This window comes from Acrocarpospora macrocephala (assembly GCF_009687865.1).
GTDB lineage: Bacteria > Actinomycetota > Actinomycetes > Streptosporangiales > Streptosporangiaceae > Acrocarpospora > Acrocarpospora macrocephala.
The window spans coordinates 24,935-38,639 of sequence record NZ_BLAE01000038.1 but is presented as its reverse complement, the minus strand read 5'-3'; the positions used below and the strand labels follow the sequence as shown (position 1 = coordinate 38,639).

General features: G+C 66.3%; 13 protein-coding genes and 1 pseudogene. 8 read left to right on the top strand and 6 right to left on the bottom strand.

What is annotated here, in order from left to right; all coding sequences use genetic code 11:
• Positions 1 to 16: 16 nt before the first annotated feature.
• The 5 genes from Amac_RS31220 to Amac_RS31200 all read left to right on the top strand — a co-directional run bounded on the left by Amac_RS31220 (position 17) and on the right by Amac_RS31200 (position 6,719).
• Positions 17 to 1,405 carry an aldehyde dehydrogenase family protein gene (locus tag Amac_RS31220; protein WP_155358007.1) on the top strand — a complete coding sequence of 463 codons (1,389 nt, stop codon included), beginning with the start codon at positions 17 to 19 and terminating at the stop codon, positions 1,403 to 1,405.
• Entirely contained in the window at positions 1,402 to 2,871 is a 1,470-nt protein-coding gene (locus tag Amac_RS31215) for a sugar ABC transporter ATP-binding protein (RefSeq protein ID WP_155358006.1), read from the top strand. The genes Amac_RS31220 and Amac_RS31215 overlap by 4 nt, the downstream gene beginning before the upstream one ends.
• Positions 2,868 to 3,836, top strand: a complete 969-nt coding sequence (locus Amac_RS31210; RefSeq protein WP_155358005.1) for an ABC transporter permease — start codon at positions 2,868 to 2,870, stop codon at positions 3,834 to 3,836. The genes Amac_RS31215 and Amac_RS31210 overlap by 4 nt, the downstream gene beginning before the upstream one ends.
• 19 nt (positions 3,837 to 3,855) lie before the next feature.
• A complete protein-coding gene (locus Amac_RS31205) occupies positions 3,856 to 4,842 on the top strand; it encodes a substrate-binding domain-containing protein (protein ID WP_155358004.1) in 987 nt (328 codons plus the stop codon).
• 62 nt (positions 4,843 to 4,904) lie between these two features.
• A complete protein-coding gene (locus Amac_RS31200) occupies positions 4,905 to 6,719 on the top strand; it encodes a discoidin domain-containing protein (protein WP_155358003.1) in 1,815 nt (604 codons plus the stop codon).
• Positions 6,720 to 6,875: 156 nt separating this feature from the next.
• On the opposite strand, the gene Amac_RS31195 is transcribed toward Amac_RS31200, so the two are convergent.
• Both Amac_RS31195 and Amac_RS31190 read right to left on the bottom strand, forming a co-directional pair.
• A complete protein-coding gene (locus Amac_RS31195; protein WP_373869909.1) occupies positions 6,876 to 7,187 on the bottom strand; it encodes an SCO4225 family membrane protein in 312 nt (103 codons plus the stop codon).
• A gap of 876 nt (positions 7,188 to 8,063) precedes the next feature.
• A complete protein-coding gene (locus tag Amac_RS31190; RefSeq protein WP_155358001.1) occupies positions 8,064 to 9,302 on the bottom strand; it encodes a DUF4241 domain-containing protein in 1,239 nt (412 codons plus the stop codon).
• Between the two features lie 172 nt (positions 9,303 to 9,474).
• On the opposite strand from Amac_RS31190, the gene Amac_RS31185 reads away from it, so the two are divergent.
• Together Amac_RS31185 and Amac_RS31180 are read left to right on the top strand one after the other, a co-directional pair.
• Complete coding sequence (locus tag Amac_RS31185) at positions 9,475 to 9,837, top strand: hypothetical protein (protein WP_155358000.1); 363 nt, start codon at positions 9,475 to 9,477, stop codon at positions 9,835 to 9,837.
• A 213-nt stretch (positions 9,838 to 10,050) separates the two neighbouring features.
• Complete coding sequence (locus Amac_RS31180; RefSeq protein WP_155357999.1) at positions 10,051 to 10,698, top strand: hypothetical protein; 648 nt, start codon at positions 10,051 to 10,053, stop codon at positions 10,696 to 10,698.
• Positions 10,699 to 10,769: 71 nt separating this feature from the next.
• Here Amac_RS31180 and Amac_RS31175 read toward each other — a convergent pair.
• The 4 genes and pseudogenes from Amac_RS31175 to Amac_RS31160 form a co-directional block, all read right to left on the bottom strand.
• Positions 10,770 to 10,954 (bottom strand): annotated as a pseudogene (locus Amac_RS31175) (transposase); the annotation flags it as partial.
• A gap of 184 nt (positions 10,955 to 11,138) precedes the next feature.
• Complete coding sequence (locus Amac_RS31170) at positions 11,139 to 11,828, bottom strand: hypothetical protein (RefSeq protein WP_155357998.1); 690 nt, start codon at positions 11,826 to 11,828, stop codon at positions 11,139 to 11,141.
• A 293-nt stretch (positions 11,829 to 12,121) separates the two neighbouring features.
• Positions 12,122 to 12,283, bottom strand: coding sequence for a hypothetical protein (locus Amac_RS58105; protein ID WP_155357997.1), 162 nt, complete (start codon positions 12,281 to 12,283; stop codon positions 12,122 to 12,124).
• Positions 12,284 to 12,590: 307 nt separating this feature from the next.
• Positions 12,591 to 13,007: a hypothetical protein gene (locus Amac_RS31160; RefSeq protein ID WP_155357996.1), complete on the bottom strand. Its 417-nt coding sequence runs from the start codon at positions 13,005 to 13,007 to the stop codon at positions 12,591 to 12,593.
• Positions 13,008 to 13,231: 224 nt separating this feature from the next.
• Between Amac_RS31160 and Amac_RS31155 the strand changes: the two genes are divergently transcribed.
• Positions 13,232 to 13,633 (top strand): transposase, encoded by a 402-nt coding sequence (locus Amac_RS31155; protein ID WP_155357995.1) that lies wholly within the window; start codon positions 13,232 to 13,234, stop codon positions 13,631 to 13,633.
• Positions 13,634 to 13,705 lie beyond the last annotated feature (72 nt).

The window sequence follows — 13,705 nt, the reverse complement described above, 5'->3', positions numbered from 1 at the left end:
CAATAGGAGTCCCCACATGCCTATCGCCGTCCTCAACCCCGGCACCGGAGAGCACCTCGGCGAGGTGCCGGATCTGGACGCGCGGGAGGTGGCCGCCGTGGTCGAGGCGGCGCAGGAGGGCCAGCGCGCGATGGCGGCCCTGCCCGCGCACCGCCGCGCCGAACTGCTGCTCACGATCGCCGATCTGATCGAGGCCGAGAAGGACGACCTGGCCGAGCTGCTCGCGGCCGAGAACGGCAAGCCGATCCCGCAGACGAGGGGTGAGGTGGAGGCTGCGATCCGGATCTTCCGGGGATACGCGGGCGAGGCCACCCGGTTGTTCGGCCGCCAGATCCCGCTGGATGCCGTACCCGGCCTGGAGAAGCACCTCGCCGTGACCACCCGCGAGCCGCTCGGCGTGGTCGCCGCGCTGGTGCCGTTCAACTACCCGGTCGAGCTGTACGCGCACAAGGCCGCCGCCGCCCTGGCCGCCGGAAACGCGGTCATCGTGCAGCCTCCGGCCAAATGCCCGCTGGCGCTGATCAGGGTTGCCGATCTGATCGCCACGGTCGGCCTGCCGGAGCACGCGCACCAGCTGGTCACCGGCGGCGTCGCGGTCTCCCAGTCGCTGGCCACCCTGCCGGGCATCGCCGCGATCAGCCTCACCGGCAGCACCGCCGCCGGACGCGCGATCGCCACCCTGGCCGCCGGCACGCTGAAGAAGGTCTTCCTCGAACTCGGCGGCAACGACGCGCTCATCGTCTGCGACGACGCCGACCCCGAGGAGGCCGCCAAGGCGGTCGTGCTCGGCCGCCTCGCCCGCGGCAACGGCCAGATCTGCTGCGCGGTCAAGCGCGTGTACGCCCAAGACGGCGTCCACGACGCATTCCTGGCATCGCTGCTGGCCCAGACGGCCAAACTCGTCGTCGGCGACCAGCTCCAGGAATCCACCGACGTCGGCCCCTTGATCACCGAGGACGCCGCCGAACGGGTATCCGCGGCCGTCGACCGCCTGATCGTCGACGGCGCCAACCTCGCCGCGGGCGGCTCCCGGCGCGGCGCGTTCGTCGACCCGGTCGTCCTCACCGACGTCCCCGCGGAAAGCCCCGCCTTCGCCGAGGAGATCTTCGGCCCGGTCGCCCCCGTGGCCCGCTTCACCGACCCCATGGACGCCGTCCGCCTGGCCAACCAATCCCCGTACGGCCTGCACGCCGCCGTCTTCACCCGCGACATCTCCCGCGCGTTCACCCTGGCCAGGCACCTGGACGTCGGCGGCGTGGTGATCAACGGCTCCACCGCCCTGCGCGCCGAGAACCTCCCGTTCGGCGGCACCAAGGACACCGGCGGCTACCGCGAGGGCCTGCACGAGACCGTCCTCGACTTCACCCGCCAGAAGTCGATCATCGTCATGGAGGCGTTCGGATGAGCCTCGAACTCAGGGGCGTACGGCAAAGCTACGGCGACGTGGAAGTCCTGCACGGCGTGGACCTCACCGGACGGCCGGGCGAGGTGCTCGCCGTGGTCGGCGCGAACGGCGCGGGAAAGTCCACATTGATCCGCATCCTGGCGGGCGCCCAGCGGATGACCTCGGGCGAGCTGCGCATCGACGGAGAGCGGGTCGACCTGCGCTCCCCGCACGACGCGCACGCCCGCGGCATCCGCACCGTCTACCAGGAGCTGTCCATCGTCGGCGGCCTGTCGGTGACCGAGAACCTGCTGATGGGCGCGTTCCCCCGGCGGCGCGGCGGCCTGATCGACTGGCCGGAGGCGCACCGGAGGGCGCGGGAACTGCTGGACAGCGCCGGTTTCGGCGCGATCGACCCGCGCGTGCTCGCGGGCCGCCTCTCGGTGGCCAGGCAGCAGATGGTGGAGATCGCCAAGGCCCTGGCCGGTGAGGTCAAGGTGCTGGTGCTCGACGAACCGTCGGCGGTGCTGGCGGGCAGCGACCTGGAGTCCCTGTTCGCGCTGATCCGGCGCCTGCGGGAACGCGGCGTGCTGGTCGTCTACGTCTCGCACCGGCTGGCCGAGGTCATGGAGCTCGCCGACTCGATCGTGGTCATCAAGGACGGCCTCATCATCGCCACCACGGAACCGGCGAAGACCAGCGAAGCCGAACTGATCGGCCTGATGGCCGGCCGCCGCCTGGAACAGATCTACCCCGCCCGCCGCGAACCCCCCGCCGAGACAAGACTCGAAATTTCCGGACTTTCCCGGAGGGGTGAGTTCGAGGACATCTCGTTCGAACTGCGCGCCGGAGAGATCGTCGGGCTGTTCGGCCTGGTCGGTTCCGGCCGCAGCGAGATGGCCAGGTGCGTGTTCGGCGCGGAACCCGCGACCAAGGGAAACGGGGCCTACCGCTCCCCCGCCGAGGCGATCGCCGCTGGGCTCGCCCTGGTCACCGAGGATCGCAAACGTTCCGGCCTGATCCTCGGCATGACCGTGCTGGACAACATCGCGCTCGCCACGATGCGCGAGAACCGGCGCGGGCCTCTGATCGACGCCGCCGGACGCAGACGCCGGGTCACCGAGATGATCGACCGGCTGAGCATCCAGCCCGGCCGGTGCGCCACCATGCCGGTGGGCGCGCTCAGCGGCGGCAACCAGCAGAAGGCCGTACTGGCGAAATGGCTGCTGGCCGGGCCGCGCGTGCTGATCCTGGACGAACCCACCCGGGGCGTCGACATGGCCACCCGGGTGGACATCTACCGCATGGTCGACGACCTGGCCCGGCAGGGTCTCGCCGTGCTGCTCATCTCCTCCGACCTCACCGAGGTGCTCGGCGCGACCGACCGGGTGCTGGTGATGCGCGAGGGCCGGCTGGCCGGTGACCTGCGCTCGGAGACCACCACCGAGGACGAGATCCTCGCGCACGCGATCGGACAGGCCGCATGACCGGGCACATCGCCAGAATCCGCACGACCCGCCTGATCGTGGGCGGGCGGGATATCACCGTCACGGCGGCCTTCGTGTCACTGATCGTGCTGCTGGTGGCGGTGGCCGCGCTCACCTCCGACACCTTCCTCACCCAGACCAACCTCACCAACCTGCTCAAGCAGATGGTCACCACCGGATTGCTGGCGTTCGGCATGCTGGTGGTCATCCTCACCGGCGGCATCGACCTGTCGGTGGGCTCGATGGTGGCCTTCTCCGGCATCCTCACCGCGGGCCTGGTGACCGGCTTGCCCATCCCGGTGGCCATGATCATCGGGGTGCTCTCCGGCGTCGGCTTCGGGCTGATCAACGGCGTCCTGGTGTCCCGGTTCGGGCTGGCCGCGTTCGTGGTCACGCTGGCCTCGCTCACCACCATCCGCGGCCTCGCCTTCGTCTACTCCGAGGTGCCGATCGCGCCGGAGGACCCGGCGTTCTTCACCCTCGGCTCGGCGATGGCCGGTCCCATCCCGGTCAGCACGCTCATCATGCTGGCCGTCTTCGCTGCCGGCGGGGTCTTCCTGACCCGGACCCCGGCGGGGCGTTCCATCGTGGCGATCGGTGGCAACGCCGAGACGGTCCGGCTCGCGGGCATCAACGTGCCACGGCACGTGACGCTCGCGTACACGATCAGCGGCGCCTGCGCCGGCCTGGCCGGGGTCATCCTGGCCAGCCGCGTCGGCATCGCCCAGCCGAGCGTGGGGGTGGCGTTCGAACTGGACGCCATCGCCGCGTGCGTGATCGGCGGCGCCAGCCTGGCCGGCGGGCGCGGTTCCACCCGCGCCACCTTCGGCGGCGTCCTCGTGCTGGTCCTGATCAACAACCTGCTCAACCTGTACGGCGTCCAGAGCTTCTGGCAGCAAGTGCTCAAGGGGTTGATCATCATCGCCGTCATCCTCGTCCAGCGCACCAACCGGGTGCGCGGCTGACCCCTGGGAGAAAGTCACCATGATCACGAGAAAGCTCAGCGGCCTGCTGCTGGCGGGCGCGCTCGCCCTGATCGTCACCGGCTGCTCGTCCGGAACCGACCCGGCCGCTCCGGCCGCTTCGGCGTCCGGCGACGGCAAATACACCATCGGCGTCGCCAACTTCATGCTCGGCGGGCCGTACTTCAGCGGGATGGACAAGGCCATCGCCGCGCAGGCCAAGAAGAAGGGCAACGTCGAGATCATCAGCACGGACGCGAACGGGGACGCGGCCAAGCTCGCCTCCAACGTGGAGGACCTGCTGAGCAAGAACGTGGACGCGGTCATCATCTCCGGCGGCCCGCTGGAGTCCGCGCCCGCGGTGCTCAACTCCATCAAGGCGGCCGGCAAGCCGGTCGTGCTGGTGGACCGCAAGTTCCAGACCGGTGAGTACACCAGCTGGATCGGCCCCGACAACGAGGCCATCGGGCGGCAGAACGGCGAGTTCCTGGCCGAGAAGCTGCCCGACGGCGGCAAGGTCGGCATCATCAAGGGCGGCCCGGCCGACAACACGATCGGCTCGGCCCGGACCAACGGCGTCAAGTCGGTGCTGTCCGCCAAGTCCAACATCACGCTGGTCGAGGCCCCGGACTTCGGCAACTGGGGTTCGGACGGCGGGCTCACCGTGATGGAGAGCCTGCTCGCCACCAACGGCGACCTGAAGGCGGTGTTCTGCGAGAACGACGCGATGTGCCTGGGCGCGCAGCGGGCGATCGCGGACGCCGGCAAGACCGACCAGATCATCATCGCCGGCGTGGACGGCCAGGCCGAGGCGCTGAAGGCGATCATGGACGGCACCAACTACCTGGTCACCGGCCTCAACGACGCCGACATCATCGGCGCCATGGGCCTGGACCGCGCGGTCGAGATCCTCGGCGGCGCCCAGGTCGAGAAGGACACGGTCGTTCCGTCCCCCCGAGTCACCAAGGAGAACGCAAAACAGTTCATGAACCCGGACGGCAGCTTCTAAGCCCCCCGCGGCCCGGTGGCGGACGGCGACGCCACCTGGCCCTCCCTTCCTGAGAAGGACCAATGAAGAAAACCCTCATGCGCCGGGCGACCATCGCCGCGGCCGCCTCCGCCCTCCTCCTCACCGGAACGGTCGCGACCAGCCCCTCCGCCGTCGCCGACGATCCGACCCGCCCCGGCTGGACCCTCCTCTACAACGAGACGTTCACCTCCGCGCTGAATCCGGGGAACGCGCCCTGGACACGGGACACCTACGCCCAGCCATTTGACACGATCATGGACGATCCCGGGCAGTGGTACCGCAACGACTACGGGCCCGCGTGGACGACGGCGCTCAACTCCTTCAACACCTACCGGAAGGAGTTCCCCGTCGGGCAGAACGGCTGGCTGACCGCCTCCTTGTCGGCCCGCGACTGGAACAAGGACGGCGTGATCGAGAATCCGCCGACGCTCACCACGCAGCCGCTCGGCGCCGAGAGCGTGGCGGTGATGAACGTGCCCGACCACACCGGCGGCGTGATCCTGCGGCCGACGAACCGGCTGCCCGACCGGTATCGCGTGGAGTACAAGCTCAAGACGCTGGACTTCGGGGGGAAGCGGAACGGGTCGATCACGTACAACAACCGGACCAACGGGTACAGCAATACGGGGTGCAAGACCCAGCATCCGTGGGGTGAGGGGTCGCGGTCGCCGGGGTGGAGCGGGAACGCGGCGGTTCCGTACTGCGAGTGGCAGGACGTCCGGTCCGGGCCGTACGGGTATAACGGGTTCCACTTCATGGCGATCGTGGACTTCGCCAACCCCGCGCCGCGGAACAACCACTTCTGGCACTACCGGCGCAAGGTGCTGATGGACTCCTTCTCCCAGCATCCGGATCGGGTGGGTTCTGGAACGGGTGGGCGGGTTTGCAACGCCGCGAACAACACGTACTACAACTACCGGGACGGCAACTTCAACACGGTCAACATGTGGATCAGCGGGCTGCCGAACTGGAACCCGGGTCCCGGTGGCCTGGCGGGGAACTCGCAGTGGTTCATGACCCCGTGCTCCAACGGCGTGGCCGAGCAGCAGCTGTCCTCGGCGGCCGAACTCCAGCCCGAGCTCATGCCGAACCAGTTCTACACCTTCGCCATCGAGCGTGACGCGACCGGCTACGTCCTGGAGGTGACCGGCAACTTCGCCCGGTCCGGCCAGCGCACGATCCGGATGCACCGGCCGTTCATCGTCAACAACGCGCCCATCTGGCACTACAACACCGCTCCGGGCGAGTACGACGGCCGCTACAACGCCAACCTGGTCCAGAACGAGCCCAACGGCAGCGCCACCTGGCCCAACCAGTGGCCCGCCGGTTCGTCCTACCCCGACTACTTCGTGATCGGCGACCTCTACACCAACGTGTACGAGGGCAGCGCCAGCCTCACCGACCTCCGCCTGTACGTCCCGCAAACGGCCACCCCGAACCTCGCCCTCAACAAGCCCGCCACCGCCGACAGCCAGTGCGCCGCCAACGAGGGCCCCGCCAAGGCCGTCAACGGAACCTACAACGCCGGCCTGGCCGACAAGTGGTGCTCCCTGGGCGCCTCCAAGTGGCTCCGCGTCGACCTCCAGTCCGCCACGACGGTCGGCAAGGTGGTCATCCGCCACGCGGGCGCGGGCGGCGAGAAAACCTCCTGGAACACCAAAGACTTCGACGTCCAGCTCAGCACCAACGGCACCACGTGGACGAATGTGGCAACAGTCCGAAATAACACCGCAAGTACAACCACACACACGTTCACGCCCACATCCGCCCGATATATACGCCTAAACGTGATCACCCCCACAAACGACAGCGACACCGCCGCCCGCATCTTCGAACTAGAGGCCTACGCCAGCTAACCCGAACAGAGGGCCGGTCCCGAGCCGGCCCTCTGTTCCACCTGCGTCGTCATCCCGACTGACCGCCGATCCGCGCGGGCGGGACAGCGCCCCCCAGTCCTGTCCCGCTCGCCTTCCCCGGGATGATCAGCTGACGGCGAGCACGTCCTTTGGGGATCATCCAGATTTAGCCATCGCCGTGGCCCTCTTGCGTCCGCGAATGACCAGCCACAGAAGCCATGCCTGAAAGAGCCCACCAGCTGTGAACAGCAGCACGTTGAACACGATGTCGTCCGAGTCGATCACGGAGCCGAGAAGCAGCGAGGTCGGCAACGTGGGGATGATCAGCACGAGCCCGTCCAAGGGGTCACCACCCGGTTGGTTCAGAAGAACCACCAGGTAGATGGCCGAGGCAAGAACGATCAGCGCATAGGCGCCACCAATGGTCAGGGCCACGACTCCCCGGGTCAACCCTCGTTGTGATCTCATGTCCACAAGCCTGCTCGTTCACCAGAGCCCGGTGATGAGTAGGGATACTCAAGCCATTCTGCCCAGACTGCTCATCCTGGTTGATACGCGAAGCAATAGCGTCCCGAGTAAGGGATTGCTCCGTCGAAGCGCCCACGCAGTGCGCGTCCACCTGCCCATAGAGCACCGGCCAACCGCTCACACACTGCCGTCCAGATGCCCACCAAGCTCCGGCCAGACACCCAGCAAAACCCCGGCCATACGCCCATACACATAGCCTGAACTTGCGCCCGACCACGTCATCCCGCCCTCGTCTCTGCGCAAGCGTGACTATGTGGAGAGGGCTCTCCACGGCGGCTGTCCGGAGGCTGTCCGACGCGACGCGGGAAGGCGGCGGACAGGATTCTTCGGTTTCTACATCACGGACTTGCTCACCGGATGTCCGGCAGATCTCGGACATTGAGCGCCCCGCGGAGACGCGTCGCCTGCTCAGCGTGATCGGTGCTCGGACTGCGAGCTTGGCGGTCGTCCAGTCGATCGCCAACGACCTCGGCCTGCCAAGGATGACGCTACCCGCTACCTGCTGGAACCTGTCTTCGTCATCAAGCGCATCCCCCGCGTGGTCCTCCAACCTGACTACAGCACCTGACTACGGATCAGAAGGTTGGGGTTCGAGTCCTCCCGGCCGCGCATAGAAAAGCCCAGGTCGCGATGTTAGTGACCTGGGCTTTTGTTTGTAGTGGATCAACCCGAGATCCGGCTGCGTTCGGCGATGATCTAGTAACAACGATCGATCCAGCCAAATACATGCGCAAGCCTTCGCCCGCTTCCTCCCGAATGTCGAGGGTCCAAGCAAGCCAGCCCGATCTTGTTGCGAGACGACGTTGCCGCCGGGTGCTAGCCCATTGCTTCGGGCGTTACAGCGGCGTCGTCGGCCAGGAGGAGCATGTCCGCGACGAAGCAGACGACCTCGCCCTCAGCGTCCCGGCCGATCCAGACCGGATAGGAGCCGTCGCCCCAGCCGCTGAGGAAAGCGACGCAGTTGACGCCCGACCCAGCGTCGAATCCGGCAGCAGCGTGCTGGGAGACCCGATCACAGATCTCGTCGTAGTTTTCCTCGGCCACGACAGTGAGCGCTTCTATCGCTGAGGCGTCGAGCAGGCACCCCATGCCGGTATCCACGCTGAAGCCGTAAAACTCCCCCTCGCCGAGCAGTCTCGGATCCTGGCCTGGCCGCAGAGCTGGCTCCCAGCTGGAAGGGAGCCAGTGTTGGATGATCAGCTTGACGCCCGCCACTCGTACGTGCTCGGGGTCATCCACGCAGCGGACCACAGCGAGGCTGACGTCGTACTCCCCTGGGCGAGCCTCGACGGTGAAAGGTTGCAGGCCGCTGTCGAGCCATCCCGGGTCGGCCGCAGTCAACCGGCCGGTGGGCATCACCAAGGTTCCGCCGGATCTGACCTCGATGACGACCTCGCCCATGTCAGGGACGGTTAATCGAGCCTCCGGCTGGAACATCGACTCAAGCCGCGAGGGCCGCAGCGGTGTCGGCGGCCGCCAGGGCGGCTTGGCCACGGGCAGTTCCGGTGCCTGGGGATCAACAGTGACGCGCAGGCCGACTGAAGGGGAAATGTCAGGGTCGAACTTATCGGCGAACGTCCACTCGCCGAACGCAGGTACCGGAGACCACAACTGGTCGGCATCCACCTTTGGCCATGTGTGTGTGGAGCCGCCGTATTCGCCCTTCGGGGCGAGGACTTCCAATGAACTGCCGTCAGGGTTGAAGCGTCGCCGCACGGTCCACGCGCGGGCATCAAACTCGGCCTGCTCGGCGGAGTCGTAGCGCCATTCGCTAGTCTCGCGCAGGAAGACGCGGCCTTCCGCCAGGCGCCGATAATCGAACCTCTCGGTCCGGCGTCCCTGAGCGTCGAAGAGCCACAGTCCGCAATAACCCTGTCGCCAGGCGATTTCCAGAAGCAGTCGCGGTCGGTCGGTGCTCAGGAGGACGGCGTACTGCTCGCCATGCCGGTCTCGTTCGGCGGCGGTCTCCTCGGAGAGCAGTCCTACCGTTGATCTACTGACAGGATTCCATCCCTCGCAGTAGGTGACGTTCAACTCGTCCACAAGCACCGCCATCGACCTTCAATCTGATATCGCATCGGGATGGGGCCGACCATAGCGTCCAGGGCGGACATTCCTCACCTGTGTGACAGTGCACGGTAGTCCGGAGACGGTCTGCTGGCTCATCTGAAGCCGGGGTACCTAGAACACCTCCCGCCCCACCCCCAGCCCAAGGCCCGGCGAGGACATGGCCGCCTTCGCCCGCTGGTGCGACAAAATCAGCTGGCAGAACTGCCCGCGCAATCCGCATCACGCGATCGCGCTTTACGACCTTTTCGTCAAGGATTTCGTCGACTGCATCAACGGCAGCGCGGGCTCGTGTTTCTGGGCCTTCGCCGGAGTGGTGACCGCGGGTTACGGCAAGGCTGCGAGGGTGGCCGCCGTGGGACTCAAGGCCAAGAAGGTGAAGAAGGCGGGCGCCCTCCGCGGGGGTGTCGACTCCCCTGACGCGCGGGGCGGCAGATTGGCCATGACCATGGCGACTTCTACACCCCCAAGGGCAGCTCGAAGGCGCAACTCCTCGAGGCTAAGGACAACCTCCAGCGCATGATCGCCGCCATCCCCCTCACCGAGGACGAACGCGCCGCTGTCGACGACGGTCAGGCGCGCTCGATCACCTCCTGAGCCGACTCTCTGACGTTCCCACCCCGGCAGGCCCCACACCCCACCAGCTCGGCGTTCCGGCCACAGCCACGCTCCTGCCCATCGTCGACGTCCGTCAAGGCCCGCCCCGGAGTGCCGACCGATGAGATAACGTCCTCGCGTGAGTCTCTACCTGGTCGATCCTTCCGAGGGGCTCACGCGTCGAGCTCGCTACTTTGTGAGCGCGCACGCCTTGCAAGTCGCCCCTTTCGACGTTGATCAGTACCGGGCGCGTTGGCTCGGACTCGGTATCCCGGCTACGGAGATCGACCGAGTGGCCGCCTACTCAAGGCGCTGGGGCGGGCTTGCGCTTCCCCCTGCTCCGCACTATGACGGCGGCCCGAGGATCTTGAACCCTGATACCCCTGAAGGGGCGCCGGAGGAAGGATGGTGGTTCGAAGCAGGAGCACAGCGGACCGCCGTTTCCTACAGCTTCATGATCGGTCCTCACGGTGAGTTCGGCGTCCACGGCGACAGATGGGTGCCCCTGCACTCGACTGTCGAAGGCTGGGTGGAGTCTGTGGCGTTGGCGCATCACGCGTCCACCTGGGCGAAGACGATCACCAAGGTCACGGGTCGTGACGTTGATAGTCTCCAATTGGACCTCTACGAGGCGGTCACCGAGGTCGCTGGTCTGGCGGACAACTGGTGGCGCGGCGCCGACTCACTCGTGGCCATCTACACAGGAGAGGCAGAGTGCATGGCCGCGCCACAGTGCCAGACGGCCTACATCTACTCCGGCTTAGACTCGTGGGGTCTGCGCGGCTGATGAAGGACCCATGCCGCCCGTCTTCGAAACCGGGTCGGATACGGCTTGACCTCCAAGCTCAGATTCCACATAAAGGGCGGGAAGTCGACGGGCAACTGCCGCCAGGAACAACGGTGCGCACCACGTACAAGATGGCATCGACGATGTCACGGCGGTGGTGTTTCTCTGGACGCCCGCCTGGTCGGGGCGGGGGTAACAGCGGCTCGATCAGCCCCCACTGGGCCAAATACGTGCGCAGGTTCCCATGGGCGCTCAGCGGCTACGGGCATTGCCCCAGGTCAGGGGCATGGTTGCTCCACTTCGAGGCTTCCTCTACGGATCAGAAGGTTAGGGGTTCGAGTCCTCTCGGCCGCGCTGCAGGTCAAAGGCCCTCTGGGATCTAGGAGCCTTTTCGTGGCCGTACAGCAGGCTCGTGCCTCCGGGGACGCCATCCGCCCGGCTCAGGCACCGCCAAGGCCCTCCCGCAGGCGGTGAACCCAGTCCGCCGGGAAGACTTGCTCAAGCCGCTCCTTGCTGGTCTCCAGCAGCCCTTCTTTCGCCAAGGGAAGTAGGGCGCCGTCCTGGACGGCCTTGTGGTCCTCGGATGCCGGGCAGATCAGGACGGCGAGGATCCGGCACGTCCGTTGCAGTTCCTCGATACCGGTCGTGTGGACCATGCTCCTGATGGGCTCCCACGCCGTCCGTACAGCAAGACCTACCAGTGCTTCAAGGAGAGGGCTGCGACGTTCGGTCTCGCGGGACTGCATGATGACCGTTGTGACGTACTCCGGTATTCGGTCAAGGGCTTTCGAGAATTTTCCGACGGCATCAGCCAAGGCTATTAGGAGATCGCACCAGAAGTGTTTGGTGAGCCGTCTTCTGGCCTCTCGTGGCTTGCCACCGCCGAACCTCTTGTCGAGCTCCTGGATTACAGGGCCAGCGAGGATATTTCCCACTTCCTGGATTCGTTCGATGGCGTCGGGGTTTTCGGATAGCCAGTCGACGAGGTCGACTGTGGCACTATCAGTGGCGGCTGCCTTTCTCCGCCTGGATGGCTCTCGTCGCCCTCTGGGAGGTTGGGTTGCAGCCCAGTCGGAGTCACTGCGGTCTCTCGCCTCTTGACGAGCAGCGGGAGAGGGATCACGGGCCAACAAGAGACCATACGTCCAGCCGTGCTGCGTCCCGCCGCACGCGGAACATCCGCAGTCATGTCCCTTGGCGCGCTCACAATTCACAGGGTGCGTCATTCGCCCTCCGCTATGTTCGGCACGACATTGGACGGGCAGCTCGCCAGATGCCTCATTCCTTTGAATCACAAAGAGCGAAAAGCGAAATGGTCATAACAGTCAGTCTGGTATATCTCTTCGGTTATGAGAGGAGACCGGCAACGCACAAAGGCCCTTTGAGGCGATCCCAAAGGGCCTTTGCGGTAGCGCAAGATTAGCTATGTGTCGCTTGATCGGTCGATGCTCTGGCCGAGCCGGTCAAGCGCCTTACGGGTTCTGGGCTTGGAATCTGGGTCGCCGAGCGCATCGACGAGGTAGCCGCGTACGTCGTCACGTACCTTGTCCGCGTCCCAGACCGCCTCGCCCAGCAGTCGTTGCATCGCGTGCGGCGAGATGTCTCCGGCCTGGTCGAAGCGGACACTGACTAATACCGCACACGACGCCAGCGCGAAGTAGGGATTTGGTTACCCGGCTGAGACCCTCCCATCGTGAAGTGCAGGCCACCTCGTACAACAACTCTGGTACAGCAACACCGCCTCACCCGACCACACACCACCGGCCCGTAACTGCCTCTCCAGCAGGGCGAGGAGCCCTCTACGTCGTGACTGGCTCCCGTTTGCAAGCAGGAAGTCAGGGGCGCGTACGAGATGGACGCGCGTGCTGGGTGTGAGCCTCCGCCGCCGGCTACTAGGTGCAGCGCCAGTCCCAGTCACTCCCATGGGAATCGAAGACCTCAACGACGACCCGACTTTCGCCATCGACAGGATCTTCGAAAAACAGGGAGATCCTCGCGTTGTCCTCGGCTCCTGCGATCAGGGCCTTGCTGTAGTGACGGCGGATCTCCTCCGGCTGCAACGTGGTCAGCAGCGTGATCCTCACCCGGTAATCACAGTAGTCTCCGCTCCCTCCCGACAGATTCCGGCCGAGTGTCATGTCGCGGTCGTAGTAGGCCAGACGCGTATTCGGCGGACGCGGATAGTCGGTCACCCGCTCGTACAGAGCCTCGAGACGGGCATTGTCGCGCCACATAGGGATCATGACCAAGACGAACAGCCCGGCCAGCGGCACCAGAAGGGCCGCCAGACATCCCCACCCAAGTCTCATGACGTCCCTCCGATCAGGGGCGATAGCGGACGGGAGGATCAGGAACGCACCCGTGCGCTCAATCGGTTCCGCTGGACACTGCACGATCTGGCCCCAGATCTGGCACCTGCTCCGCGTGCCCTGGCGCACAGCGCTACCGCGTCCGGCTGGCAGCCCAGCTCGCCGCTCTGCCCGAGACCACCTCGCGCCGGATCGCCTTGGCCCAACTGGCTCACATTGACCTGTTGTCGACGCAGGCCGACGCGATCGAAGCCGAACTCAAGCCGCTGGTCGAACCTCTTGCGGCCGGGCTCCTCGCCGTAATGGGAGTCAGCGTACTGACCGCCGCCAAGCTCTTGGGAGAGATCGGTGACATTCACCGTTTCCGAACCACGGGCGCTTTCGCCCGGCATTACGGCACCGCGCCGATACCAGTCTGGAGTGGCGATAGCGAGGTCCACCGGCTCAACCGCGCCGGAAATCGGCAGTTCAACGCGGCCATCCACCGCATCGCCCTCCCCAGAGCCGACGCCACCCCGGCGCCCGCCAACTGCTTGAACGCCGTCAACGAACCAGCCACGACACCGCCAAAGGCGGCATGCGCGTCCTCAAACGTCACCTGTCAGACGTCGTCTATCGTGTCATGATCGCGGACGTTGAAGCCCGGCTCGTAACTCCGCCCCAAACCGATCAAGCAGCAGCTTGACAGGGGAGCGCGG

What these genes read in the sequence shown, in the direction of transcription:
- Amac_RS31220 (WP_155358007.1), top strand. Translation starts at nt 17, where the DNA reads ATGCCTATCGCCGTCCTCAACCCCGGCACCGGAGAGCACCTCGGCGAG.
- Amac_RS31215 (WP_155358006.1), top strand. Translation starts at nt 1,402, where the DNA reads ATGAGCCTCGAACTCAGGGGCGTACGGCAAAGCTACGGCGACGTGGAA.
- Amac_RS31210 (WP_155358005.1), top strand. Translation starts at nt 2,868, where the DNA reads ATGACCGGGCACATCGCCAGAATCCGCACGACCCGCCTGATCGTGGGC.
- Amac_RS31205 (WP_155358004.1), top strand. Translation starts at nt 3,856, where the DNA reads ATGATCACGAGAAAGCTCAGCGGCCTGCTGCTGGCGGGCGCGCTCGCC.
- Amac_RS31200 (WP_155358003.1), top strand. Translation starts at nt 4,905, where the DNA reads ATGAAGAAAACCCTCATGCGCCGGGCGACCATCGCCGCGGCCGCCTCC.
- Amac_RS31195 (WP_373869909.1), bottom strand. Translation starts at nt 7,187, where the DNA reads ATGAGATCACAACGAGGGTTGACCCGGGGAGTCGTGGCCCTGACCATT.
- Amac_RS31190 (WP_155358001.1), bottom strand. Translation starts at nt 9,302, where the DNA reads ATGGCGGTGCTTGTGGACGAGTTGAACGTCACCTACTGCGAGGGATGG.
- Amac_RS31185 (WP_155358000.1), top strand. Translation starts at nt 9,475, where the DNA reads ATGGCCGCCTTCGCCCGCTGGTGCGACAAAATCAGCTGGCAGAACTGC.
- Amac_RS58105 (WP_155357997.1), bottom strand. Translation starts at nt 12,283, where the DNA reads ATGCAACGACTGCTGGGCGAGGCGGTCTGGGACGCGGACAAGGTACGT.
- Amac_RS31160 (WP_155357996.1), bottom strand. Translation starts at nt 13,007, where the DNA reads ATGAGACTTGGGTGGGGATGTCTGGCGGCCCTTCTGGTGCCGCTGGCC.